Below are 25,018 nucleotides of genomic sequence, written 5' to 3' on the forward strand. Positions count from 1 at the left end.
ACTGCGCGGCACCTATGCCGGGCTGGCGCATCCGGTCATGCTCGAGTATCTGCAACATCTCGGGGTGACGGCCATTGAGCTTTTGCCGGTACAGCATCACGCCGATGAACCCCGCCTGCAACGTCTTGGGCTGACCAATTACTGGGGTTACAACGTGCTCGCGCCGTGCGCCGTAGACCCGCGTTATGCCAGCGGTCTGGGCGGCGTCTCGGCGCTGAGTGAGTTTAAGTCGGCGGTGAAAGCACTGCATAAGGCGGGGATCGAAGTGATCCTCGATGTGGTGTTCAACCACAGTGCCGAGCTGGATATTGACGGGCCGTTTATCTCGTTTCGCGGCATCGACAACGCCAGCTGGTACTGGCTGAACGAAGACGGCACTGACAACAACATGACCGGCTGCGGCAACGCGCTGCGGCTGGTGGACGACGAAGTGATCGCCTGGACGCTCGACTGCCTGCACTACTGGGTGCGCGAATGTCACGTCGATGGTTTCCGGTTTGACCTGGCGACGCTGCTCGGACGAACGCCGGCGTTCACCGCGCATTCGCCGCTGTTCAACGCCATTAAACAGGATCCGGTACTTTCGCAGGTTAAGCTTATCGCCGAACCCTGGGACATTGGTACCGGCGGTTATCAGCTCGGACAGTTCCCGGCACCCTTTGCGGAATGGAATGACGTCTGGCGCGATGAAATGCGTCAGTTCTGGCTGCATGGCGATGTCTCGATCGGTCAGTTTGCCGGTCGCGTGGCGGCGTCAGCAGACAAGTTTGACCCGGCGCAGCGTGAACCCTACGCCAGCATCAACATGCTGACGGCGCACGACGGTTTCACGTTGCGCGATGTCGTCAGTTTTAACCAGAAACACAACCAGGCCAACGGTGAAGAAAACCGTGACGGCCATAACGAGAACTTCAGCCAAAACCACGGCGAGGAAGGGCTGGAGGCGTCTGAGGAAGTAGTACGGCAGCGCCGTCTCAGCCAGCGTGCGCTGCTGGCGTCGCTGTTTTTGTCACAAGGCACGCCGATGTTGCTGGCCGGTGACGAGCACGGCAACAGCCAGTCGGGCAACAACAACGCCTACTGTCAGGACAACGCGCTGACCTGGCTCGACTGGGAAAATGCCGATGAAAGCCTGACCGCCTACGTCTGCGCGCTGATTGCGCTGCGCCGGAAAATCCCGGCACTGACGCAAAACCGCCGGTGGCAGGAGGACGGCGAAGACGTGCAATGGCTGAATCAACAGGGGCAGCCGATGACCCCCGGCGACTGGGAGCAGGGGCCGCAGCAATGGCTGCAAATCCTTCTTTCCCGCCGCTGGCTGTTAATCGTGAATGCTTCCCTGCACGACGTGGATCTGCAACTGCCGCCGGGAAACTGGCAGCCGGTGGCACCGTTCAACAGCGTGCTTTTTGATGAGGAACCCCGACGCGTCATGGAAGGCTCGCAATGGCGGGCAGCAGCGAAAACCCTCTGTGTCCTACAAGATTTCACTCCACAGAGCCGGTCACAATAAAAACGAAGGAGTCAGATATGGCGACATTAGATAACCGGGACCCGGTCATGCTGGCGCGACAACTGCCGCTGAAATCCGTGGCGTTGATTCTTGCCGGGGGACGTGGTTCACGACTGAAAGATTTGACGGCCACCAGGGCAAAGCCCGCCGTTCACTTCGGCGGTAAATTTCGCATCATCGATTTCGCTCTGTCGAATTGTCTCAACTCGGGCATCCGGCGTATCGGCGTGATCACGCAATATCAGTCGCATACGCTGGTGCAGCACATTCAGCGCGGCTGGTCATTTCTTAACGAAGAAATGAATGAGTTTGTGGATTTGCTTCCGGCGCAACAGCGTCACAGCACGGAACACTGGTACAAGGGCACCGCCGATGCCGTCTATCAGAACCTGGATATTATCCGCCGCTATAACGCCGAGTTTGTGGTGATCCTGGCGGGCGATCATATCTACAAGATGGACTACTCACGCATGCTGATCGACCACGTGCAGAAGGGCGGTGAATGTACCGTCGCCTGCCTTGCGGTGCCGATTGCCGAGGGCAGTGAATTCGGTGTGATGGACGTCAGCGAAGACTATCAGATCAAAAGCTTTGTCGAGAAACCGCAAAACCCACCGCCGATGCCGGGGCACCCTGATATGGCGCTGGCGAGCATGGGCATCTACATTTTTAATGCGGACTATCTGTTTCGGATCCTCGAAGAAGATATGGCGGATGAAAGTTCCACCCATGACTTCGGCAAAGATCTGATCCCGAAACTGACGGCTCAGGGGGTGGCGCGTGCGCACCCGTTCAGCCTGTCGTGCGTTACGCAGAACGAAGAGTTGCCTCCGTACTGGCGCGATGTCGGCACGCTCGACGCTTACTGGCGCGCTAATTTGGATCTGGCGTCGGTGACGCCGGAACTGGATATGTACGATCGCGACTGGCCGATCCGCACCCACATGGAACCGCTGCCGCCGGCAAAATTTGTGCAGGACCGCTCGGGCAGTCACGGCATGACCATGAACTCGCTGGTGGCCGGGGGTTGCATTGTGTCGGGCTCGGTGGTGGTGCATTCAGTGCTGTTCCCGCGTGTGAGGATCAATTCTTTCTGCAATATTGATTCAACGATTATTTTGCCGGATGTGAATGTGGGTCGTTCATGCCGTCTGCGCAAATGTGTGATTGACCGCGCCTGTCAGATCCCCGAAGGCATGGTCATTGGTGAAAACGCCGACGAAGACAGCCGCCGCTTTTACCGTTCCGAAGGCGGCGTTGTGCTGGTGACGCGCGCAATGTTGGCGAAACTATAAACAGACCTTAGAAAGCATGACTTTTCGTCATCCCGGTTATCGCCGGGATGACCGGGATAATCAGGAGCGCGAATGCAGGTTTTACATGTTTGTTCCGAGCTGTTCCCCCTGTTAAAAACGGGTGGCCTTGCAGACGTCGCCGGTGCACTGCCTGCCGCGCAGATTGCTGAGGGAGCGGATGTCCGCGTGCTCATTCCGGCGTTCCCCGATGTCAAAAAAGGCCTCGGAGAAACACGGGTAATCGGTACGCTGGATACTTTCGCCGGGTACGTCACCCTTTCGCTGGGTTATTTTGACGGCGTCGGTATTTATCTGATTGATGTGCCAGGGTTGTACGATCGTCCCGGCAGCCCGTATCACGATCAGTCTTCCTTTGCTTACGCCGATAATCATCTGCGCTTTGCATTGTTAAGCTGGATGGCGTGCGAACTGGCGTTGGGATTTGATCACCACTGGCAGCCAAATATTGTGCATTCCCATGACTGGCACGCCGGTCTGGCGTCGGCGTATATCCGCGCCCGCCATGCGCCGGTGAAAACGGTCTTTACCGTGCATAATCTGGCGTTCCAGGGGCTGTTTGGCGCGCACCACGTGGATGAGTTATACATCCCGCGTGAATTTTTCCAGATGCACGGACTGGAGTTCTACGGCCAGATTTCCTATCTGAAAGCCGGTTTGTATTTCTCCGATCACGTGACCACCGTCAGCCCGACCTACGCCAAAGAAATCACCCGTCCGGAATTCGGCTACGGCATGGAATCTTTGTTGCAGCTGAGGGAAATGGAAGGGCGGCTGACCGGTATTCTTAACGGTGTTGATGAAGCGATCTGGCAGCCACGTGATGACGTGCTGCTGTCTGCGCGGTATGACGCCGATGATTTACGTTCCAAAGCCATTAACAAAGCCTATTTGCAACGGGCGATGGGGCTGGACGTTGACGACTCGCGGCTGGTGTTTGCAGTCGTCAGCCGCCTGACCAGCCAGAAAGGGCTGGATCTGGTGCTGGAAGCGTTGCCGGATTTACTCGAGCGTGGCGGTCAGCTGGCGCTGCTGGGAGCGGGTGATGCGGTGCTGCAACAGGCATTTCTGGCCGCCGCCGCTGACAATCCGGGGCAGGTCGGTGTGCAGCTCGGTTACCACGAAGCCTTTTCCCACCGCATTATCGGCGGGGCGGATGTCATTATGGTGCCGAGTCGCTTCGAGCCTTGCGGTCTGACGCAATTATATGGTTTGAAATACGGCACCCTGCCGCTGGTGCGTCGTACCGGCGGGTTAGCGGATACCGTGGTGGATTGTGCATTGGAAAATCTGGCTGACGGAACGGCCAGCGGTTTTGTGTTCGAAGAAGCCACGGGGAAATCGCTGGCAAGTGCGATCCGCCGGGCATTTGTTTTGTGGAGCCGTCCTAAACATTGGCGACACGTACAACAACACGCCATGGGTATTGATTTTGGCTGGAAGGTCGCAGCGCAGGAATATCTCACGCTGTATCACCGTCTTCTGTCCTGAACCCCTGAACGTAGCTAACTTGATCGGGAATGTAACGTTATGACTTCACCGTTTAATTACAACTCACCGACAGTCAGTGTCGAAGCGCTAAAGCATTCTATCGCCTATAAGCTGATGTTTATTATTGGCAAAGACCCGTCTATCGCGACGCAGCATGACTGGCTGAACGCCACCTTATTTGCGGTGCGTGACCGTATGGTTGAACGCTGGTTGCGCTCTAACCGGGCGCAAACCTCACAGGATGTCCGGCAGGTGTATTACCTGTCGATGGAGTTTTTGATTGGACGGACGCTCTCCAATGCGCTGCTGGCGATGGGTATTTATGACGATCTTAAAAGCGCGCTTGATGAAATGGGCTTTGATCTTGAAGAACTGATCGGCGAAGAGAATGACCCCGGATTAGGCAACGGCGGCCTGGGGCGTCTGGCCGCCTGTTTCCTGGATTCGCTGGCGACGCTGGCGCTGCCGGGGCGCGGATATGGTATTCGTTACGAATACGGCATGTTTGCGCAGAACATCGTTAACGGCGAGCAAAAAGAGTCACCGGATTACTGGCTGGAGTACGGGAATCCGTGGGAGTTTCAGCGTTACAACACCCGTTATAAAGTACGTTTCGGTGGCCGCGTTCAGCATGAAGGGGTGAAAACCCGCTGGCTGGAAACCGAAGAGGTCATCGCCTGCGCCTACGATCAGGTCATTCCCGGTTACGACACTGACGCCACCAATACGCTGCGGCTGTGGGGCGCGCAGGCCAGTAACGAGATCAATCTGGGTAAATTTAATCAGGGCGACTATTTCGCGGCGGTGGAAGATAAAAACCATTCCGAGAACGTATCGCGCGTGCTTTATCCGGATGATTCCACCTATTCGGGCCGCGAATTGCGTTTGCGTCAGGAGTATTTCCTGGTGTCGGCGACGGTGCAGGATATCCTCAACCGCCACTACACCACCCACCATACCTACGATAATCTGGCCGATAAAATTGCCATTCACCTCAACGACACGCACCCGGTGCTGTCTATCCCTGAGCTGATGCGGTTACTGATCGACGAACATAAATTTGAATGGCTGGTTGCGTGGGACACCGTTTCCCGCGTGTTCTCCTACACCAACCACACGCTGATGACCGAAGCGCTGGAAACCTGGTCGGTGGATATGATCGGTAAGATCCTGCCGCGCCATCTGGAAATCATTTTCCAGATTAACGATCACTTCCTTAAAGAAGTCGCGGCACAAATACCGGGCGACGACGGCCTGCTGTCACGCGTTTCTATTATTGATGAAGGCAATGGCCGCAAGGTGCGCATGGCGTGGCTGGCGGTGATCGCGAGTCATAAAGTCAACGGCGTCTCGGCGCTGCACTCCGATCTGATGGTGCAGTCGCTGTTCGCGGATTTCGCGCATATCTATCCTGACCGTTTCTGTAATAAAACCAACGGGGTGACGCCGCGTCGCTGGCTGGCGCTGGCCAATAAACCGCTGTCGGCGGTGATTGATGATGCGATAGGTCACACCTGGCGTTCCGACCTGAGTCAGCTTTCTGAGCTGAAACAGAATCTGGATTACCTGAGTTTCTTGCAGGCCATCCGTAAGGCCAAGCTGGATAACAAAAAACGGCTCGCGCTGTATATCGCGCAAAAACTGAATATCGTGGTGGATCCAAAAAGTCTGTTCGATGTGCAGATCAAACGTATTCATGAGTACAAACGCCAGCTGATGAACGTGCTGCACGTCATCACCCGTTATAACCGCATTCTGGAAGAACCGGACGCCGAATGGGTGCCGCGTACGGTGATTTTTGCCGGTAAAGCGGCCTCGGCCTATTATGCGGCGAAACAGATCATCCGGCTGATCAACGACGTGGCGGCGGTGATCAATAACGATCCGCGTATCGGTAACAAGCTGAAGATCGTCTTCATCCCTAACTACAGCGTCAGTCTGGCGCAGATGATCATTCCGGCAGCCGATCTCTCCGAGCAGATCTCGCTGGCAGGCACCGAAGCTTCCGGTACCAGTAATATGAAATTTGCTCTCAACGGCGCGCTGACCATCGGCACGCTGGACGGCGCAAACGTCGAAATGCTCGAACACGTCGGCGAGGAGAATATCTTTATCTTCGGCAACACCACCGAGCAGGTCGAGACGTTACGCCGTCAGGGTTATAACCCGCACACGTATTTTGAGCAGGACGCGGAGCTGCATCAGGTGCTGACACAAATCGCCACCGGTGTGTTCAGCCCTGGCGAGCCAAAGCGCTACACCAACCTGTTCGATACGCTGGTGAATCTCGGCGACCATTATCAGGTACTGGCGGATTACCGCAGTTATGTCGATATGCAGGATAAAGTCGATGAGCTGTATAAACTGCCGGAAGAGTGGACGCGCCGCACGCTGCACAACATCGCCAATATGGGCTATTTCTCGTCAGACCGTACCATTCAGGAGTACGCAGATGAGATCTGGAACATTAAGCCGGTGAAATTGTAGAGGGGCGTTGATTTAACGGTTAACCCCGGTCAGTGGCCGGGGTTAACAATAACCATGACGCGAACGTTTTTTTACTCACCAGTCCTGCGGTGTTTCTTCCTGCCCGGCACGAAACTGGCCGCGCGGCATGATGTTGAGCGTTTCGTGCAGTTCGGACCATACCAGCACAATTTCGCCGCTTTTCAGCTGACGTTTCACGTCATCCACTTTTTGCTCGAGAGAGCGTTCCTTTTCGCCGTAGTCGGTACCTTCGCGCAAGACAAAAGATTCCACCACGCTGGTGAGGATTTCTGCGTCCAGTTCTTGCCAGGGAATAATCACAACGTTACATCCTTTGTTGGTTCTTCTTTCTCTAAATAGGGGGCGATCCACGCGGGAATGCGCTGCTCCAGCCACATCTGCGGATTGCGCAGACTGCCGGAAACAAACCCGACATGCCCGCCGTGTTCGGTCAGCTGATACTCCACGCAGGCCGGTAAATCCTCTGCTTTAGGGATCACCTCCGGCGTCATGAATGGATCGTCCTTGGCATGGATGATCAGCAGCGGCGTGCGTACCTGTAACAGTAACGGCAGGCCGCTGCACCGGCGGTAATAATCCAGCGCATCGGCAAAACCGTGGGCTTTCGACGTGATCGCGTCATCGAATTCGCGCAGGCGTCGCATCGATTTCAGCTGTGTCAGGGTGACCGGCAGCGTTCCGGGGTATTTTGCCAGTTTGCGTGACGCATTCCCTTTAAGCTGACCGAGCAAATAGCGCTGATAAATCCGCGATGAACCGCGCTCCAGCCGGTACGCGCAAGGCTCAAGCATCAGCGGCGCCGACACCACCACGGCGGCGCTGAGGGTGCAGTTTTCGCCTTCCTGACCGAGATAACAGGCCAGCATATTGCCGCCAAGAGAAACGCCGACGGCGCCGGTGGGCATTTCACCGTAAGTTTCATTTAGCCAGTGAATGAAAAAGCGCGCGTCTTCGGTTTCTCCCGAATGGTAAATTCGCTGAAGTTTATTCGGCTCGCCGCTGCATCCGCGAAAATGCATCACCACACCCAGCCAGCCCCGGTCTTTCCACGCCTGTAATAAGCCGTGCGCATAGGGGCTGTAGAAGCTGCCTTCCAGCCCGTGAAACAGCACCATACGCGGTTTGTGGCGCGCCAGTTGCGGATCTTCACTCCAGGCCAGATCCAGAAAATCGCCATCGGGCGTGTCCAGTCTTTGCCAGCAGGGTTTAAGTTTTGCGTGCCGCCTGACCAGCCGCGGTAACAGCGTCTGGATATGCGGATTACTGGCCCCGCGCAAAGGGCGAAAGGATTCATACATAAGATGAATAATTTTCTCTCAACAGGCTCTTGTGCGATCAATATCACACTGATAGCTTCAATCTTATCGCACAACTGAATCGCACGACACCGGGTGAGGAGCACCCATTAAATGGAACTTAGTTTATTTTTATCCATGCTCGGTTTTTTATGGGTCGCGGCCATCACGCCGGGGCCGAATAATATGTTGTTAACCACCTCTGGCGCTAACTTCGGGTTCTTCCGCTCACTCTGGCTGATGGTCGGCATTATGCTCGGTATGCAAAGTATTTTGCTGCTGGTGGCATTTGGCGTCGGCGGATTGATCACGGTATATCCCGCGTTACATCTGTTTCTGAAGATCGCCGGTAGCCTGTATTTGCTGTGGCTGGCGTGGAAGATTGCCACTTCCGCCTATGAAAAACTGGAAACCGGCGCTCCGCCGCCAAAGCCGATCCGCTTATATCAGGGCTGGTTGTTGCAGTTCCTCAACCCTAAAGCGTGGCTGATGGGGCTGGGAGCGGTAGCGAGTTTCAGCCTGGCGGGCGCGGCTTACAATCACTCGATTGCCGGTATCAGCCTCGGAATGTTTTTGGTGAATCTGGTTTCCGGGGTGATCTGGCTGGGTTTCGGTACGGTGATTGGCCGCCTGCTGCGCAGTCGTCGCGCCTGGTACACCTTTAATATTGCGATGGGTATCCTGACCGCTGCCTGCGTGCTGTTAATCTGGCACTGATTTTTTCCTGCGTTTTCCATGGCCTCCGCAACGAGGCCTTTTTGTTGGTGTTTTATATTCCATAAAAGCATTAAAGATAATTTCTAATTACTTTATCTATTTTTACACCTCCGCTACAACTGACAAACACACACAATGACGCCCTGCGCGGAGCTGACCCCCATGACCGATCTCAATACGTTTCCCCTTTCTGCATTGAAAAAAAGTGGCCTGGCCCTTGCTCTGAGTATGGCGGCGTTCTGCGCGCAGGCGACGGATGTCACCGTGGCTTATCAGACGTCAGCGGAACCGGCTAAGGTCGCTCAGGCAGAAAATACGTTTGCCAAAGAATCCGGTGCCAAGGTGGACTGGCGCAAATTCGACAGCGGATCGAGCGTGCTGCGCGCGCTGGCCTCCGGTGACGTGCAGATCGGCAATATTGGATCCAGCCCGCTGGCCGTTGCCGCGAGCCAGAAGTTGCCGATAGAAGTGTTTTTGCTGGCGTCTGAACTCGGCAGTTCCGAGGCGCTGGTGGTGAAGAAAAGCATTACCGGCCCGAAAGATCTGATCGGTAAACGCATCGCCGTGCCGTTTATTTCCACCACTCATTACAGCCTGCTGGCCGCGCTGAAGCATTGGGGTATCGATCCGAAGCAGGTCACTATTGTGAATTTACAGCCACCGGCCATCGCGGCGGCCTGGGCGCGGGGTGACATTGACGGGGCTTATGTCTGGGCGCCGGCGGTGAACGAGCTTGAGAAAACCGGCAAAGTGCTGACTGATTCGGCACAAGTGGGTCAATGGGGCGCCCCCACACTGGACGTGTGGGTCGTGCGTAAAGATTTCGCCAAAGCACATCCTGACGTCGTGACCGCTTTTGCCCGCAGCGCACTGAAAGCGCAGGGCGACTATTTGCAGCAACCTGAAAAATGGTTACAGGATAAAAAGAATCTCGACACCTTATCGCGTCTGAGCGGCGTGCCGGATGAGCAGATCCCGGGTCTGGTGAAAGGTAACCGCTATCTGCCGGTCAGCGAGCAAATTACCCAGCTCGGTGAGCCGGTGAACAAAGCGATTAAAGATACGGCGGCCTTCCTCAAGGAGCAGGGCAAAATTCAGCAGACTGACGATGATTACAGCGACTATGTGACCAGCGAGTTTGTGAAAGCGGTGCAGTCCGGCCCGAAATCCTGAGGAGCAACCTATGTTAAATGTCTCGCATTTATCGGCTGAATATCAGGGGAAACCGGCACTCAAAGACATTTCACTGCAGATCGCCAGTGGCGAGCTGGTGGTGGTGCTCGGGCCGTCCGGTTGCGGAAAAACCACGCTGCTCAATCTGATCGCCGGTTTCCAGTCTGCCTCTTCAGGCAGCATCACGCTGGACGGCAAGCCGGTGAACGGGCCGGGTGCCGACCGCGGCGTGGTATTTCAGCACGAAGGTTTGCTGCCGTGGCGGGACGTTCAAAGTAATGTCGAATTTGGTCTGGAACTGGCTGGCGTGAAGAAAACTCAGCGTCGGTACATCGCGCAGCGCATGTTAAGCAAGGTGGGGCTGGGCGGTTACGAAAAGCATTTTATCTGGCAGCTTTCCGGCGGGATGCGCCAGCGGGTGGGTATCGCCCGTGCGCTGGCGGCGGATCCACAACTGCTTTTGCTTGATGAGCCTTTCGGCGCGCTGGATGCTTTTACCCGCGAACAGATGCAGGAATTACTGCTGACCATCTGGCGTGATACGGGCAAACAGATCCTGCTGATCACCCACGACATCGAAGAAGCCGTTTTCCTGGCCAGCGAGCTGTTGCTGTTGTCGCCGGGGCCGGGGCAGGTGGTTGAACGCCTGAAACTCAACTTCGGCCAGCGCTATGCCGGGGGTGAAAACTGCCGTGCAATCAAATCTGATCCTGAATTTATTGCTCAGCGTGAATACGTGCTGAGTAAAGTCTTTCAGCAGCGCGAGGTGCTGATATGAGCCTGTATTCCGCGTTGAAAACCGATTCACCGGTGGCCGTTTCGCGGCGGCGATTTCGCCTGCCGCGCAATGTGCGCCTGAGCATTGCCACGCTGCTGGTGTTGCTGCTGGTCTGGTGGGCGGTGACGGCGTTGCACCTCATCAGCCCGCTGTTTTTACCCGCGCCGCAGCAGGTTTTGCATCAGCTGTACGTGATCGGCAGTCCTCAGGGATTTATGGATGCCACGCTGTGGCAGCATCTGGCCGCGAGCCTGACGCGCATCGTTATCGCCCTGCTGGCCGCGGTGATCATTGGTGTGCCGGTCGGTATCGCCATGGGTCTCAATGACACCGTACGCGGCATTCTTGATCCGCTGATCGAACTGTATCGCCCGGTGCCGCCGCTGGCTTATTTGCCACTGATGGTTATCTGGTTTGGGATCGGTGAAACCTCGAAAATTCTGCTGATCTATCTGGCCATTTTTGCGCCGGTGGCGCTCTCTGCGCTGGCCGGTGTGCGCAGTGTGTCGCAGGTGCGGGTTCGCGCTGCTCAGGCGCTCGGTGCCAGCAAAATTCAGGTTTTGCGTTACGTGATATTGCCGAGTGCGCTGCCGGAAATCCTGACGGGTATCCGCATCGGACTGGGCGTCGGCTGGTCAACGCTGGTTGCGGCAGAACTGATTGCCGCCACGCGTGGCCTCGGATTTATGGTGCAGTCGGCCGGTGAGTTTCTGGCGACCGATGTGGTGATTGCCGGTATCAGTGTCATCGCACTGATCGCTTTTAGTCTTGAACTCGGGTTGCGCGCTTTGCAACGCAGGCTGACCCCGTGGCATGGAGAACAACAATGAACGAACGTTTGGTGATCACGCCTTTAGGTCCGTATATCGGCGCGCAGGTTGAGAATGTCGTGCTGAGTAAACCGCTGTCAGACGCGCAGTTCGAACAGCTTTATCACGCGCTGTTAAAGCACCAGGTGCTGTTCTTGCGTAATCAGCCGGTTACCCCGCTGGAGCAACGTGCGCTGGCCGCCCGTTTCGGTGATTTGCATATTCACCCGGTGTATCCGCACGCGCCGGACGTGGAGGAGATCATCGTGCTGGATACGCATGATGATAATCCGCCGGACAACGACAACTGGCATACCGACGTGACCTTCATCGACACACCGCCAGCCGGTGCGATTTTAGCCGCGAAAAGGTTGCCTTCTTCAGGCGGAGATACGCTGTGGGCCAGTGGTATTGCGGCCTATGAGGCGCTGTCTGAGCCATTGCGGCAGTTGCTGAGTGGCTTACAGGCTGAGCACGACTTTACCAAATCATTCCAGGAATTTAAGTACCGGAAAACGGCGGAAGAACACGCACAATGGCTGAAAGCCAAGGAGAAAAATCCGCCGTTGTTGCATCCTGTGATCCGTTCACACCCGGTCAGCGGCAAAAAGGCGTTGTTCGTCAATGAAGGTTTTACGACGCGGATTATCGGCTTGAGTGAAAAAGAGAGCGCCGCTGTGTTGACGTTCCTGTTCAGCCATATCACTAAACCGGAATTTCAGGTGCGCTGGCGCTGGCAGGAAAATGATATCGCGATATGGGATAACCGCGTGACGCAGCACTATGCGAATGCCGATTATTTGCCGCAGCGGCGGATCATGCATCGCGCGACCATATTGGGCGATAGACCTTTTTACAAAGCCTGATGCGAGGTTGTGCAGGGCGGTGACGGCATCGCTGCGTCACGTTGGTCGCTCCTGCACAATCACGTTTTATCGGTGTGACCGCTTTTAACCGTCAGCTCAGCCTTCTACATCAAAGGCTTTTGATAACTCTTCCAGCTGTTCTTGGGCATCGAGCCAGGTCATTTCAGTTTCTTCCAGCGCGCCTTTCACTTTGGTCTGTTGTTGCAGACATTCGGTAAGATCGGCTTTACGGCTGATGTCGTACATCGCGGAATCGGCCAGACGTTCTTCAATCGCCGCCAGTTCAGTGCTCAGTTTTTCCATCTGCGTTTCAAGTTTGGTGATTTGCTTACGCAGCGGCTGGGTCTGGTTGCGGAAATCGGCTTCGCGGCGCTTCTGGTCTTTGCGTGATTGCGCACTGTTTACGCCACCGTCTTTCGAGGGTGCATCCAGCTGATTTTCCTGACGCTGAATATCCACCAGCCACTGCTGATAATCTTCCAGATCACCGTCGAACTGTTCGACTTTACCGCCGTGAACCAGATACAAATCATCCGTGGTGGAACGCAGTAAGTGACGGTCATGCGATACCACCACCATCGCGCCTTCAAAGTCCATCAGCGCTTCGGTTAGCGCCTGACGCATATCCAGATCGAGGTGGTTGGTCGGTTCATCGAGCAGCAGCAGGTTCGGACGCTGCCAGACGATCAGGGCCAGCACCAGACGGGCTTTTTCGCCGCCGGAGAAACGCCCGGTCGGATCCGTCACTTTGTCGCCGTGGAAGCCGAAACCACCGAGATAATCCCGCAGTTGCTGCTCGGTTTCTTTCGCTGCCAGACGCACCAGATGTTGCAGTGGCGAATCATCGGCGCGCAGGAACTCGAGCTGATGCTGCGCGAAGTAACCGAGTTTGACGCCTTTCGACAGCCCGATATCACCCTGAAGCGGTGCCATGGTGCCCGCCAGCAGTTTGATCAGCGTGGATTTACCGGCACCGTTACGGCCCAGCAGGCCGATGCGCGACCCCGGCACCAGATTCAGCTTGATCGAATCCAGAATGGTGGTGTCGCCATATCCGGCGCTGACTTTTTCCATCCGCAGCAGCGGATCGGGTAAGCTTTCCGGCGAACGGAAGCTAAAATGAAAAGGATTGTCGACGTGTGCCGGAGCAATCAGCTCCATGCGTTCGAGCATTTTGATACGGCTCTGCGCCTGTTTGGCTTTGGTCGCCTGGGCGCGGAAACGATCGATATAACTTTGCAGATGCGCCACTTTTTCCTGCTGACTTTCAAACAATGCCTGCTGTTGCGACAGTTTGGTCGCACGCTGACGTTCGAAAGACGAGTAGTTGCCGGTGTATTCGTTCAGCGTTTGCTGCTCGATATGCAGAATTTTATCGACAATCGGATCCAGGAAATCGCGGTCATGGGAAATGAGCACCAGCGTGCCGGTGTAGCTTTTCAGCCACTTTTCCAGCCAGATCACCGCATCTAAATCCAGGTGGTTGGTCGGTTCGTCGAGCAGCAGTAAATCAGAGCGGCAAATCAGCGCCTGCGCCAGGTTAAGGCGCATACGCCAGCCACCGGAGAAGGATTTGACCGGCTGCTGAAGCTGATTCTGGCTAAAGCCTAAACCGCTGAGCAGGCTGGCCGCGCGCGCCGGAATGGTCCAGGCGTTGATCGCATCCAGCTTGCCGTGCAGCGTGGCAATGGCATGGCCATCGTCACGTTCATTGGCCTGCTGTAATTCGGATTCTAACTGACGAAATTCGCGATCGCCGTCGATAACATACTCTATCGCAGGCTCGTCCAGAGCGGGTGTTTCCTGATTGACCCAGGCCAGCGCCCAGCTGAACGGAAATGTCAGATTGCCTGCATCGGCGCTCATCTCACCTTTTAGCAGTGAAATAAGGGTGGATTTACCGCAGCCATTTTTGCCCACCAGCCCGACTTTTTGGCCAGGATTGATGGTCGCAGACGCGTTGTCCAGCAGCACATTAGTGCCGCGTCGGATTTGTAAGGAGGAGAAAACAATCATAAAGCGCCGTGTTGAGAGTATGTTAAATTGTCATGAAAATGATTTAAACAAGACGTATCGCGTCCCATTTTGTCTTTGCGAAGCATGGTAACGGAAAAACCGCACCCTGACGACGCTTTGGAGGTATTGATGTCGCAGCCACCAAAGGTTTTGCTGCTGTACGCCCACCCGGAATCACCCGATTCGGTCGCCAATCGCGTTTTATTACAACAAGCGCAGCAACTTGAACATGTCACCGTGCACGATTTGTACGCCCACTATCCCGACTTCTTTATTGATATCCACCGCGAACAGCAACTGCTGCGCGAGCATAAAGTGATCGTCTTCCAGCATCCTCTTTATACCTACAGCTGCCCGGCGTTGCTGAAGGAATGGATGGATCGCGTGCTGGCGAGAGGCTTTGCCAGCGGAGCAGGGGGCAATGAACTGCGGGGAAAATACTGGCGTTCGGTGGTCACCACCGGCGAACCCGAAGGGGCGTATAAAGCGGGCGGGTATAACCGCTATCCGATGTCCGACATTATGCGGCCATTTGAGCTGACCTCGGCGATGTGTCATATGCACTGGATGACGCCCGTCATCATTTACTGGGCGCGTCGTCAGAAACCTGATGTGTTGCAAAGCCATGCTGAAGCTTACGGCGAATGGCTTAAATCTCCGCTGCCGCAGGGAGGGATCGCCTGATGGATGGTTCAAATCTGCCCGCCGCGATCCTGCTGTTTCTGTTCGCCGCCGTCGTGGCCGTTCCCGTTGCGCAGCGTTTAGGTATTGGCGCGGTGCTCGGCTATTTGCTGGCCGGGATCGCCATCGGCCCTTGGGGGCTGGGCTTTATTCGCGACGTCGACGAAATTCTGCACTTCTCTGAACTCGGCGTGGTCTTTCTGATGTTTATCATCGGGCTGGAGCTGAATCCCGGAAAGCTGTGGGCATTGCGGCGGCAAATATTTGGCGTCGGCGCCGGGCAGGTGATCCTCACTGCGCTGGTGCTCGGCGGCCTGCTTTATCTGACGAAGTTCTCCTGGCAGGCGGCAGTGATCGGCGGTATCGGGCTGGCGATGTCATCAACAGCCATGGCGTTGCAGCTGATGCGCGATAAAGGCATGACCCGTAACGAAGGCGGCCAGCTGGGTTTTGCCGTGCTGCTGTTTCAGGACATCGCGGTAATCCCGGCCCTGGCGCTGATCCCGATTCTGGCGGGAGGGTCCGAGGGCAGCAATAACTGGGAAATGATCGGTATTAAAGTGCTGGCGTTTGGCGGCATGCTGATTGGCGGCCGCTATTTGCTGCGGCCCATTTTCCGGCTGATCGTTGCCTCCGGCGTGCGCGAGGTGTTTACCGCCGCCGCGTTGCTGGTGGTGCTGGGTTCGGCGTTGTTTATGGATACGCTGGGCTTTTCGATGGCGCTCGGGACGTTTATCGCCGGGATTTTACTGGCAGAAAGTGAATATCAGCACGAACTGGAAATCGCTATCGAGCCATTTAAGGGTTTACTGCTCGGGCTGTTCTTTATTTCTGTTGGCATGGCGTTGAATCTGGGGGTGCTGTACACCCATATTCTGCTGGTGCTGGCCGGTGTGATTATTCTGGTGACGGTCAAAGGTGCGGTGCTCTACGGGCTTTCCCGGGTGTTTGGGTTACGCACTTCAGTCCGGCTGCAATTCTCCGCTGTGCTCAGCCAGGGAGGCGAGTTTGCTTTCGTGCTGTTTTCGGCCGCCGGCGCGCAGAAAGTCATTTCTTCTTCCCAGCTTTCATTGCTGCTGGTGGTGGTGACGTTATCGATGATGACCACGCCTTTGCTGATGCAGTGGGTGGACCGGATCCTGGTACGTCGCTATAACGACGGTGAAGAGAGCGACGAAAAGCACTTTGTGCAGGATGATGAGCCGCAGGTGATTATCGTCGGATTCGGGCGTTTCGGGCAGGTGATCGGGCGTTTGCTGATGGCGAATAAGATGCGCATCACCGTACTGGAGCGTGATATCAGTGCGGTCGGGCTGATGCGCACCTATGGGTATAAAGTCTATTACGGCGATGCGACCGAACTTGAGTTGCTGAGGGCATCCGGCGCGGAGAAAGCGAAATCGATCGTCATTACCTGTGATGAGCCGGAAGACACAATGACCATCGTGCATTTGTGTCAGCAACACTTTCCTCATCTGAATATTCTGGCGCGCGCCCGGGGCCGTGTAGAAGCCCATGAGCTGTTGCAGGCGGGCGTAGCGCACTTCTCCCGCGAGACGTTCTCCAGTGCGCTGGAACTGGGCAAGAAGGCGCTGGTGACGCTGGGTATGCATCCGCACAGTGCGTATCGCGCTCAGCAGCATTTTCGCCGTCTCGATATGCGTATGCTGCGTGAGCTGGTACCACAAAACCGGGGTGATGTGGCGCAAATTTCCCGCGTGAAAGAGGCGCGGCGCGAACTGGAAGATATCTTCCAGAGCGAAATGCATAACGAACGCCGGCAGCTTGATGGCTGGGACGATGATGAATAGTCCGGCAGATTAAAAATAATGCCGCCTTTTGAGCGAAAACTGACCAGACGCAATGTCGTTAATTTCAGGAGAAGTAACAATGGCTACTACCCGTAAACGTTTTATCGCCGGCGCGGTGTGTCCGAAATGTAAGGCGCTGGATACGCTGGCGTTATGGACGGAAGATCAGGTTGAAGTGGTGGAATGCATGACGTGCGGCCACCATCAGCGCCAGACGGATGCGCAGGTCAGTAAGAAGCTGCGTCCGGAAGAGCAGGTGATCGGTATTTTCGATCCAAAGTAGCGTTAATAGCCGCGTTTTTTTATGCTGTAGGGTACAGCGGCGCGGATTTCCGCTACACTCTTCGCCAAATTTATCCGGTATCGCTTTTCAGGATGATCTCATCGAAAAGTGACCGTCACTGAATTAGTCTTAACTGACGTTGCGTACGTTGTTAAGACGTCCGCATACAACAAATTAAGTTTCCAACGGTAGGAGTTATCATGAAAGTATCTAAAGACCTGGTCATCAGCGTGGCATATCAGGTACGTACAGAAGACGGTGTGTTGGTTGATGAATCTCCGGTGAGCGCACCGTTGGATTATCTGCACGGCCATGGCTCCCTGATCTCCGGTCTGGAAACGGCGCTGGAAGGCCATGCCATCGGTGACGTATTCGACGTGCACGTTGGCGCGAATGACGCTTACGGCAACTACGATGAAAATCTGGTTCAGCGCGTTCCTAAAGACGTGTTCATGGGTGTTGAAGAGCTGGAAGTGGGTATGCGTTTCCTGGCTGACACCGATCAGGGCCCGGTTCCTGTCGAAATCACTGAAGTTGACGGCGACCACGTTGTTGTCGATGGCAACCACATGCTGGCGGGTCAGGATCTGAACTTCCACGTTGAAGTGGTTGCTATCCGTGAAGCGACTGAAGAAGAACTGGCGCATGGCCACGTTCATGGCGAACACGGCCACGACCATGGTCACGATCACGAACATGGTGACGGTTGCTGCGGTGGCCACGGTCACAGCCATGATCACGATCACGGCCATGATGAAGCGAAGAAAGGCGGTTGCGGCGGCAATGGCGGCTGCGGTTGTCATTGATCGCACGCCCGCTGTCGCGGTAAATAAGAAAGGCGCCTGATGGGCGCCTTTTTACTGGGTCAGGGAACGTTATCAATAATGTGGCGGCGGAGTTTCTTCCGACTGATCGGCAATCATTGACGGCTGGCTGGCGCGCAGTTTGTCCGTCAGCAGTCGCAGATGATCATGTAAACGGCTCATCTCCAGCTGGTGTTGCGTCACGATCATATTCAGCTCTTCGATGGTGACTTCCTGAAAAGCCAGTTTGTTTTCCAGCATTTCCAGACGCTGTTCAACGGTATTTGAGTTCATCATTGTTACCTCATCGTGTGGCTCAAGTTGATCAGATTGAGCACTGACCGGAACCTCATCCTGCAATTAGGTGGCCGATTCTACCTGCAAATACGGCGAATTACCTGACAACTGTGGCGCTCAACCTTCGTTTTTCAACGGTTTCGCGAAACTAATTGATGCGTAAAAGGTCTGAAATAGACGCTAATGGCGTGTATAGAGATTGTTTTGTCGTGAGACGGACAGTTATAGTAACCGCCGAACTTTCGTAATGATTACCAGAGGTCATAAACTTCTGGTCCTGGAGAAATGGATGAAATCACTGTTTAAAGTCACCCTGCTGGCAACGACCATGGCAATCGCCCTGAACGCGACTCAGGTTATGGCTGCTGAAACTGCACCGGCCGCAGCGGCAACACCTGCTGCCACCGCGCCAGCTGCTGCACCTGCAGCAGAAGCCTCTAAGTTTAAAAGTGATGATGAGCAGGCGGCTTACGCGCTGGGCGCTTCACTGGGTCGCTACATGGACAACTCGCTGAAAGAACAAGAAAAACTGGGCATCAAACTGGATAAAGACCAGTTGATCGCCGGTGTTCAGGATGCGTTTGCGAACAAGAGCAAATTGTCAGATCAGGAAATCGAGAAAACCCTGCAAACCTTCGAAGGCCGTGTGAAAGCTTCTGCACAAGCTAAGATGGAACAGGATGCTAAAGCGAATTCCGACAAAGGTGACAAATTCCGTGCTGATTTCGCTAAAGAAAAAGGCGTGAAGAAGACGGAATCTGGCCTGATGTATCAGGTAGAAAAACCAGGTACTGGCGCGGCACCTAAAGACAGCGACACCGTTGTCGTAAACTACAAAGGTACCCTGACCGACGGTACAGAGTTCGATAACTCTTACACCCGCGGCGAGCCACTGTCTTTCCGTCTTGATGGCGTGATCCCAGGCTGGACCGAAGGCCTGAAACACATCAAGAAAGGCGGCAAAATCAAGCTGGTCATTCCACCGGAACTGGCCTACGGCAAAACCGGCGTTCCGGGGATCCCAGCGAATTCTACTCTGGTGTTCGACGTTGAACTGCTGGACGTGAAAGCTGCACCGAAAGCAGATCCTAAAGCAGCTGAAAAACCAGCTGAAGCTGAAGCAGCGCCAAAAGCAAACTAAGCGAAAGCACAGTTGCTACAACGAACCGTCGCATAATGCGGCGGTTTTTTTTCGCGGGTAACTTTTATCGCAACCAATCCCTCTTTTTACTGCGGTTACTCTATGATGATTACTTGACGCTTCTGTCCGTCGGGCATAACGTCACAGATCCGTAAACTCGCCAGACCGTTTTTTCTGTAGTTTTGGTACAGTAACGAACCTGGAATGATGAATAATGCGCCCTGGCTCCCATGAGAAGGCGCGATGTAGAGGGTGGTAGCTTCAATGTCTAATTCGCTTATAACTGGCGAAACCGGCGAACTGGATTTGCTGGACCAACGTCCTTTTAGCCAGGTCGATCACGAAATTTTGTCTTCCTACGAGGCCGTCGTGGACGGACTGGCGATGCTTATTGGTGAGCATTGCGAAATTGTTCTTCACTCGCTGGAAGATCTGAAATGTTCCGCCGTGCGAATCGCCAACGGTGAACACACAGGCCGTAAGATTGGTTCGCCTATTACGGATCTGGCGCTGCGCATGTTGCATGACATGACCGGCGCGGACAGCAATGTCTCCAAAGCCTATTTCACCCGCGCAAAAAGCGGTGTGTTGATGAAGTCAGTCACTATCGCCATTCGGAATCGCGAACAGCGCGTGGTGGGGCTGTTGTGTATCAACATGAATCTTGACGTACCTTTCTCGCAAATCATTCAAACCTTCATGCCGCCTGAAACGCAGGAAGTGGCTCCTTCGGTTAACTTCGCATCGTCCGTTGACGATCTGGTCGCACAAACGCTCGAATTCACGATTGAAGAAGTGAACGCTGACCGTAATGTGTCTAATAATGCGAAGAACCGTCAGGTGGTTCTGAATCTTTATGAAAAAGGTATTTTTGATATTAAAGATGCTATCAATCAGGTCGCTGACCGGCTGAATATTTCCAAACACACGGTCTACCTGTATATCCGCCAGTTTAAAAGCGGTGACCTGGTGGGGAATGAGCGTTGAAACTGCGTTATTGCCTCCTGGTGACCGGCCCGGCTTATGGAACGCAACAAGCCAGCGCCGCTTATCAGTTTGCGCTGGCTCTGATCGCCAGCGGTCATCAACTCGACAGCGTGTTTTTCTATCGGGATGGGGTGTTGAACGGCAATTTGCTTTCTGCCCCGGCCTCCGATGAATTCGATCTGGTTCGTTCATGGCAAAGAATGGCGGCCGATCATCAGGTTGCGCTCAATGTGTGCATTGCTGCGGCATTGCGCCGGGGAGTGATCGATGAAACGGAAGCGCATAATCAGGGGCATGGTCAAACCAACCTGCAACCCGGCTTCAACCTCACCGGATTGGGCAGTCTCGCAGAAGCGTCACTGACCTGCGATCGTATGGTGCAATTCTGATGTGTCTGAGCGGAAAACAACGATGAAGAAGGTAGCGTTTATTTTCACGCAGGGACCTCACGGTACATCTGCCGGTCGCGAAGGTCTTGATGCATTGCTGGCAACTTCTGCCCTGACCGAAGACATTGGCGTCTTTTTCATGGCGGATGGGGTGTTTCAGCTGATCCCAGGCCAGCAGCCCGAAAAAATATTAGCGCGCAATTATATCGCGACATTTGGCGTGTTATCGCTTTACGACGTCGATCAGTGCTATGTCTGTTCGGCATCTTTAAAGGCAAGAGGATTGTCTGTTACGCAGGAGTGGGTGCTGGATGTTGAGGCGCTGTCTGTCGCCGAAATCCGTCGCCAACTGGCTGAATATGATGTGGTGCTGACTTTCTGAATCAGGAATTCCGATGCTTTTTACTCTTGCCCGTTCTCCGCAACACTGTGATTTCCCGCTGCTTGTTAAACTGGTGACTCAGGATGATGCCCTGCTGTTGATGCAAGATGGTGTGCTGGCTTCCCTCGAAGGCAGTGAGGCGTGCGAGCTGCTTTTTCAGCATGTACAAAGTGTCTATGTGCTAAGCGAAGATTTGGCCGCCAGAGGATTGGTTGGTCAAATATCACACAATATTACCCTGATCGACTATACTGGTTTCGTCGCGCTGACGGAGAAACATGCCCAGCAAACCGCTTGGTGAATCTATGATGTGCTGTATATTTCTTGACACCCTCCAAGGTCAGCTCTAAAATTCTGCGTCCCCATATTAGCTAATGCTTTTTATGGGGCGATTTATCACGCGTTTACAAAGTAGTTTATGAACCAAAATCCAGGAGCTTTTTAATGGCAACAATTAATCAGCTGGTACGCAAACCACGCTCTACGAAGGTTGCTAAAAGCAACGTTCCAGCGCTGGAAGCTTGCCCGCAGAAACGTGGCGTATGTACCCGTGTATATACCACCACTCCTAAAAAACCAAACTCCGCATTGCGTAAAGTATGCCGTGTGCGTTTGACTAACGGTTTTGAAGTTACCTCCTACATCGGCGGTGAAGGTCATAACCTTCAGGAACACTCCGTGATCCTGATCCGTGGCGGTCGTGTAAAAGACTTGCCAGGTGTGCGTTATCACACCGTCCGCGGCGCGCTGGACTGTTCAGGCGTTAAGGATCGTAAGCAATCTCGTTCTAAATACGGCGTTAAAAAGCCGAAGTCTTAATGGTTCTCCGTTAAGTAAGGCCAAACATTTTCACATTACTGTCAAAATAAACTCTTAGAGTTTTGGACAATCCTGAATTAACAACGGAGTATTTCCATGCCACGTCGTCGCGTCATTGGTCAACGTAAAATCCTGCCAGATCCTAAGTTCGGATCCGAACTGCTGGCAAAATTCGTCAACATTCTGATGGTAGATGGTAAAAAATCTACTGCAGAAGCAATCGTCTACACTGCTCTTGAGACCCTGGCTCAACGTAGCGGTAAAGGCCACCTGGAAGCTTTCGAAGTCGCACTGGACAACGTTCGTCCGACTGTCGAAGTTAAGTCCCGCCGTGTAGGTGGTTCTACTTATCAGGTTCCAGTAGAAGTCCGTCCGGTTCGTCGTAATGCTCTGGCAATGCGTTGGATCGTTGAAGCTGCTCGTAAACGCGGTGATAAATCCATGGCTCTCCGCCTGGCGAACGAACTTTCTGATGCTGCAGAGAACAAAGGTACTGCAGTTAAGAAACGTGAAGACGTTCACCGTATGGCTGAAGCCAACAAGGCGTTCGCCCACTACCGCTGGTAATCACTTCGCTGTAGTTATGCTAACCAAGCGGGCGCTTCAAGAAGCCAACCCGCTTGGCTTAACCGAACTTGAACGTCCTAGTTATAGAGGAATCAAATGGCTCGTAAAACACCCATTGAGCGCTACCGTAACATTGGTATCAGTGCTCACATCGACGCCGGTAAGACAACTACTACCGAACGTGTTCTGTTCTACACCGGTGTAAACCACAAAATCGGTGAAGTTCATGACGGCGCAGCCACCATGGACTGGATGGAGCAGGAGCAGGAACGTGGTATTACCATCACGTCCGCTGCGACAACCTGTTTCTGGTCTGGTATGGCTAAGCAGTTTGAACCACACCACATCAACATCATTGACACCCCAGGACACGTTGACTTCACCATCGAAGTTGAACGTTCCATGCGTGTTCTTGATGGCGCGGTAATGGTTTACTGTGCAGTTGGTGGTGTTCAGCCACAGTCTGAGACCGTATGGCGTCAGGCAAACAAATATAAAGTTCCACGTATCGCGTTCGTTAACAAAATGGACCGTATGGGTGCTAACTTCCTGAAAGTTGTTGACCAGATTGAAAAACGTCTGGGCGCAACTCCGGTGCCTCTGCAACTGGCAATCGGCGCGGAAGAGAAATTCACCGGTGTTGTTGACCTGGTGAAAATGAAAGCTATCAACTGGAACGAAGCAGATCAGGGCGTGACCTTCGAATACGAAGAGATCCCAGCTGATATGCAAGAACTGGCTGAAGAATGGCGTCAGAAACTGGTTGAGTCCGCTGCTGAAGGTTCTGATGAGCTGATGGAGAAATTCTTTGGTGGCGAAGAGCTGACTGAAGAAGAGATCAAAGCTTCTCTGCGTAAGCGCGTTCTGAACAACGAAGTTATCCTGGTTACCTGTGGTTCTGCGTTTAAAAACAAAGGCGTACAGGCAATGCTGGATGCTGTTGTTGAATATCTGCCAGCACCAACTGACGTTGAAGCTATCAACGGTATGTTGGACGACGGTAAAGATACTCCGGCAGTTCGCCATTCTGACGATGCTGAGCCGTTCTCTGCTCTGGCGTTCAAAATCGCTACTGACCCATTCGTGGGTAACTTGACGTTCTTCCGTGTTTATTCCGGTCTCGTCAACTCTGGTGACACTGTATTTAACCCAGTGAAATCACAGCGTGAACGTCTGGGTCGTATCGTTCAGATGCACGCTAACAAGCGTGAAGAAATCAAAGAAGTTCGTGCGGGCGATATCGCTGCAGCGATCGGTCTGAAAGACGTGACTACTGGTGATACCTTGTGTGATCCGGATAACGTGATCATTCTGGAGCGCATGGAATTCCCTGAACCGGTAATCTCCGTTGCGGTAGAACCAAAAACCAAAGCTGACCAGGAAAAAATGGGTCTGGCTCTGGGCCGTCTGGCGAAAGAAGACCCATCATTCCGCGTATGGACTGACGAAGAATCTGGTCAGACTATCATCGCAGGTATGGGTGAACTTCACCTGGATATCCTGGTTGACCGTATGCGTCGTGAGTTTAACGTTGAAGCGAACGTAGGTAAGCCGCAGGTTGCTTACCGTGAAGCGATTCGCTCCAAAGTGACTGACGTTGAAGGTAAACACGCCAAGCAGTCTGGTGGTCGTGGTCAATATGGTCACGTTGTGATCGATATGTATCCATTGGAGCCAGGCTCGAATCCGAAAGGCTACGAGTTTGTCAACGAAATCAAGGGTGGTGTAATTCCTGGCGAATACATCTCTGCGATTGACAAAGGCATCCAGGAACAGCTGAAATCAGGTCCTCTGGCGGGTTACCCAGTAGTAGATCTCGGTGTGCGTCTGCACTTCGGTTCTTACCACGACGTTGACTCCTCTGAGCTGGCGTTTAAACTGGCCGCTTCTATTGCCTTCAAAGATGGCTTTAAGAAAGCGAAACCAGTTCTGCTTGAGCCGATCATGAAGGTTGAAGTAGAAACTCCAGAAGAGAACACTGGTGACGTCATCGGTGACCTTAGCCGTCGTCGTGGTATGCTGAAAGGCCAAGATTCTAACGCTACTGGCGTTGTGATTCATGCCGAAGTTCCGCTTTCCGAAATGTTCGGTTATGCAACTCAGCTGCGTTCACTGACTAAAGGCCGTGCATCTTACTCCATGGAATTCCTGAAGTATGATGATGCGCCGAATAACGTGGCCCTGGCCGTTATTGAAGCTCGTGGCAAATAAGCCACAGTTTTAAACACAATGATCCCGTGCTCTCTCTATGAAGGGAGAGCACAAGAGTAAGGAATATAGCCGTGTCTAAAGAAAAATTTGAACGTAACAAACCGCACGTTAACGTTGGTACTATCGGCCACGTCGACCACGGTAAAACTACCCTGACTGCAGCAATCA

The 25,018-nt window shown here is 54.0% G+C and carries 26 protein-coding genes; 22 read left to right on the forward strand and 4 right to left on the reverse strand.

Going from position 1 to position 25,018, the window contains the following annotated elements; translation table 11 throughout:
* From glgX to glgP, 4 genes are all read left to right on the forward strand, one after another.
* Nucleotides 1–1,513, forward strand: a 1,513-nt coding sequence (gene glgX / locus ED901_RS22620) for a glycogen debranching protein GlgX (protein ID WP_240994000.1), incomplete at its 5' end; no start/stop codon positions are given.
* Nucleotides 1,514–1,530: 17 nt separating this feature from the next.
* Nucleotides 1,531–2,808, forward strand: a complete 1,278-nt coding sequence (glgC, locus tag ED901_RS22625) for a glucose-1-phosphate adenylyltransferase (RefSeq protein WP_122097320.1) — start codon at nt 1,531–1,533, stop codon at nt 2,806–2,808.
* A 72-nt stretch (nt 2,809–2,880) separates the two neighbouring features.
* Complete coding sequence (gene glgA, locus ED901_RS22630) at nt 2,881–4,317, forward strand: glycogen synthase GlgA (RefSeq protein WP_056775242.1); 1,437 nt, start codon at nt 2,881–2,883, stop codon at nt 4,315–4,317.
* Between the two features lie 39 nt (nt 4,318–4,356).
* Nucleotides 4,357–6,804, forward strand: coding sequence for a glycogen phosphorylase (glgP, locus tag ED901_RS22635; protein ID WP_056775239.1), 2,448 nt, complete (start codon nt 4,357–4,359; stop codon nt 6,802–6,804).
* Nucleotides 6,805–6,879: 75 nt separating this feature from the next.
* Here the strand turns inward: glgP and ED901_RS22640 are convergent, their stop codons facing one another.
* Complete coding sequence (locus tag ED901_RS22640) at nt 6,880–7,125, reverse strand: YheU family protein (RefSeq protein ID WP_122097321.1); 246 nt, start codon at nt 7,123–7,125, stop codon at nt 6,880–6,882.
* Nucleotides 7,122–8,123 (reverse strand): hydrolase, encoded by a 1,002-nt coding sequence (locus ED901_RS22645; protein WP_056775233.1) that lies wholly within the window; start codon nt 8,121–8,123, stop codon nt 7,122–7,124. The genes ED901_RS22640 and ED901_RS22645 overlap by 4 nt, the downstream gene beginning before the upstream one ends.
* Nucleotides 8,124–8,234: 111 nt before the next feature.
* Here ED901_RS22645 and ED901_RS22650 point away from each other — a divergent pair, with 111 nt between their 5' ends.
* The 5 genes from ED901_RS22650 to tauD all read left to right on the forward strand — a co-directional run bounded on the left by ED901_RS22650 (nt 8,235) and on the right by tauD (nt 12,463).
* Nucleotides 8,235–8,837 carry a LysE family translocator gene (locus ED901_RS22650; protein ID WP_056775230.1) on the forward strand — a complete coding sequence of 201 codons (603 nt, stop codon included), beginning with the start codon at nt 8,235–8,237 and terminating at the stop codon, nt 8,835–8,837.
* A 162-nt stretch (nt 8,838–8,999) separates the two neighbouring features.
* A complete protein-coding gene (tauA, locus tag ED901_RS22655) occupies nt 9,000–10,010 on the forward strand; it encodes a taurine ABC transporter substrate-binding protein (protein WP_122097322.1) in 1,011 nt (336 codons plus the stop codon).
* 10 nt (nt 10,011–10,020) lie between these two features.
* The gene (gene tauB, locus ED901_RS22660; protein ID WP_122097323.1) at nt 10,021–10,788 is read left to right on the forward strand and encodes a taurine ABC transporter ATP-binding subunit; all 768 of its coding nucleotides are present in this window, start codon (nt 10,021–10,023) and stop codon (nt 10,786–10,788) included.
* Complete coding sequence (tauC, locus tag ED901_RS22665) at nt 10,785–11,618, forward strand: taurine ABC transporter permease TauC (RefSeq protein ID WP_122097324.1); 834 nt, start codon at nt 10,785–10,787, stop codon at nt 11,616–11,618. The genes tauB and tauC overlap by 4 nt, the downstream gene beginning before the upstream one ends.
* The gene (tauD, locus tag ED901_RS22670) at nt 11,615–12,463 is read left to right on the forward strand and encodes a taurine dioxygenase (protein WP_122097325.1); all 849 of its coding nucleotides are present in this window, start codon (nt 11,615–11,617) and stop codon (nt 12,461–12,463) included. Before tauC ends, tauD begins: the two co-directional genes overlap by 4 nt.
* A 96-nt stretch (nt 12,464–12,559) precedes the next feature.
* Here the strand turns inward: tauD and ED901_RS22675 are convergent, their stop codons facing one another.
* Entirely contained in the window at nt 12,560–14,479 is a 1,920-nt protein-coding gene (locus ED901_RS22675; RefSeq protein ID WP_122097326.1) for an ABC transporter ATP-binding protein, read from the reverse strand.
* A gap of 129 nt (nt 14,480–14,608) precedes the next feature.
* Between ED901_RS22675 and kefG the strand changes: the two genes are divergently transcribed.
* The 4 genes from kefG to slyD all read left to right on the forward strand — a co-directional run bounded on the left by kefG (nt 14,609) and on the right by slyD (nt 18,060).
* Nucleotides 14,609–15,163 (forward strand): glutathione-regulated potassium-efflux system ancillary protein KefG, encoded by a 555-nt coding sequence (kefG, locus tag ED901_RS22680; protein WP_056775210.1) that lies wholly within the window; start codon nt 14,609–14,611, stop codon nt 15,161–15,163.
* On the forward strand, nt 15,163–16,971 hold the full coding sequence (gene kefB / locus ED901_RS22685) for a glutathione-regulated potassium-efflux system protein KefB (protein ID WP_056775208.1): 1,809 nt from the start codon (nt 15,163–15,165) through the stop codon (nt 16,969–16,971). Before kefG ends, kefB begins: the two co-directional genes overlap by 1 nt.
* A gap of 79 nt (nt 16,972–17,050) precedes the next feature.
* Nucleotides 17,051–17,254: a YheV family putative zinc ribbon protein gene (locus tag ED901_RS22690; RefSeq protein WP_056775203.1), complete on the forward strand. Its 204-nt coding sequence runs from the start codon at nt 17,051–17,053 to the stop codon at nt 17,252–17,254.
* A 200-nt stretch (nt 17,255–17,454) separates the two neighbouring features.
* Nucleotides 17,455–18,060 (forward strand): peptidylprolyl isomerase, encoded by a 606-nt coding sequence (gene slyD, locus ED901_RS22695; RefSeq protein WP_056775200.1) that lies wholly within the window; start codon nt 17,455–17,457, stop codon nt 18,058–18,060.
* 72 nt (nt 18,061–18,132) lie between these two features.
* Here slyD and ED901_RS22700 read toward each other — a convergent pair whose 3' ends face one another.
* Entirely contained in the window at nt 18,133–18,351 is a 219-nt protein-coding gene (locus ED901_RS22700) for a protein SlyX (protein ID WP_056775197.1), read from the reverse strand.
* 292 nt (nt 18,352–18,643) lie between these two features.
* Here ED901_RS22700 and fkpA point away from each other — a divergent pair, with 292 nt between their 5' ends.
* The 9 genes from fkpA to ED901_RS25665 form a co-directional block, all read left to right on the forward strand.
* The gene (gene fkpA / locus ED901_RS22705; protein ID WP_056775194.1) at nt 18,644–19,495 is read left to right on the forward strand and encodes an FKBP-type peptidyl-prolyl cis-trans isomerase; all 852 of its coding nucleotides are present in this window, start codon (nt 18,644–18,646) and stop codon (nt 19,493–19,495) included.
* Between the two features lie 264 nt (nt 19,496–19,759).
* A complete protein-coding gene (locus ED901_RS22710) occupies nt 19,760–20,482 on the forward strand; it encodes a transcriptional regulator (RefSeq protein ID WP_056775190.1) in 723 nt (240 codons plus the stop codon).
* Entirely contained in the window at nt 20,479–20,871 is a 393-nt protein-coding gene (tusD, locus tag ED901_RS22715) for a sulfurtransferase complex subunit TusD (protein ID WP_082465728.1), read from the forward strand. Before ED901_RS22710 ends, tusD begins: the two co-directional genes overlap by 4 nt.
* Nucleotides 20,872–20,893: 22 nt before the next feature.
* Nucleotides 20,894–21,253 carry a sulfurtransferase complex subunit TusC gene (gene tusC, locus ED901_RS22720; protein ID WP_122097327.1) on the forward strand — a complete coding sequence of 120 codons (360 nt, stop codon included), beginning with the start codon at nt 20,894–20,896 and terminating at the stop codon, nt 21,251–21,253.
* Nucleotides 21,254–21,266: 13 nt separating this feature from the next.
* Nucleotides 21,267–21,554 (forward strand): sulfurtransferase complex subunit TusB, encoded by a 288-nt coding sequence (gene tusB / locus ED901_RS22725; RefSeq protein WP_056775182.1) that lies wholly within the window; start codon nt 21,267–21,269, stop codon nt 21,552–21,554.
* A 143-nt stretch (nt 21,555–21,697) separates the two neighbouring features.
* Nucleotides 21,698–22,072: a 30S ribosomal protein S12 gene (gene rpsL / locus ED901_RS22730; RefSeq protein WP_013573668.1), complete on the forward strand. Its 375-nt coding sequence runs from the start codon at nt 21,698–21,700 to the stop codon at nt 22,070–22,072.
* 96 nt (nt 22,073–22,168) lie between these two features.
* On the forward strand, nt 22,169–22,639 hold the full coding sequence (gene rpsG, locus ED901_RS22735) for a 30S ribosomal protein S7 (RefSeq protein ID WP_005969574.1): 471 nt from the start codon (nt 22,169–22,171) through the stop codon (nt 22,637–22,639).
* 96 nt (nt 22,640–22,735) lie between these two features.
* Nucleotides 22,736–24,850, forward strand: a complete 2,115-nt coding sequence (fusA, locus tag ED901_RS22740; RefSeq protein WP_056775179.1) for an elongation factor G — start codon at nt 22,736–22,738, stop codon at nt 24,848–24,850.
* A gap of 71 nt (nt 24,851–24,921) precedes the next feature.
* Nucleotides 24,922–25,018 (forward strand): GTP-binding protein (locus tag ED901_RS25665; protein ID WP_005339915.1); only part of this gene is annotated, 97 nt, incomplete at its 3' end.

The sequence above is a fragment of the Rahnella sp. Larv3_ips genome, from assembly GCF_003697865.1.
In the GTDB taxonomy this organism is placed as follows: domain Bacteria; phylum Pseudomonadota; class Gammaproteobacteria; order Enterobacterales; family Enterobacteriaceae; genus Rahnella; species Rahnella rivi.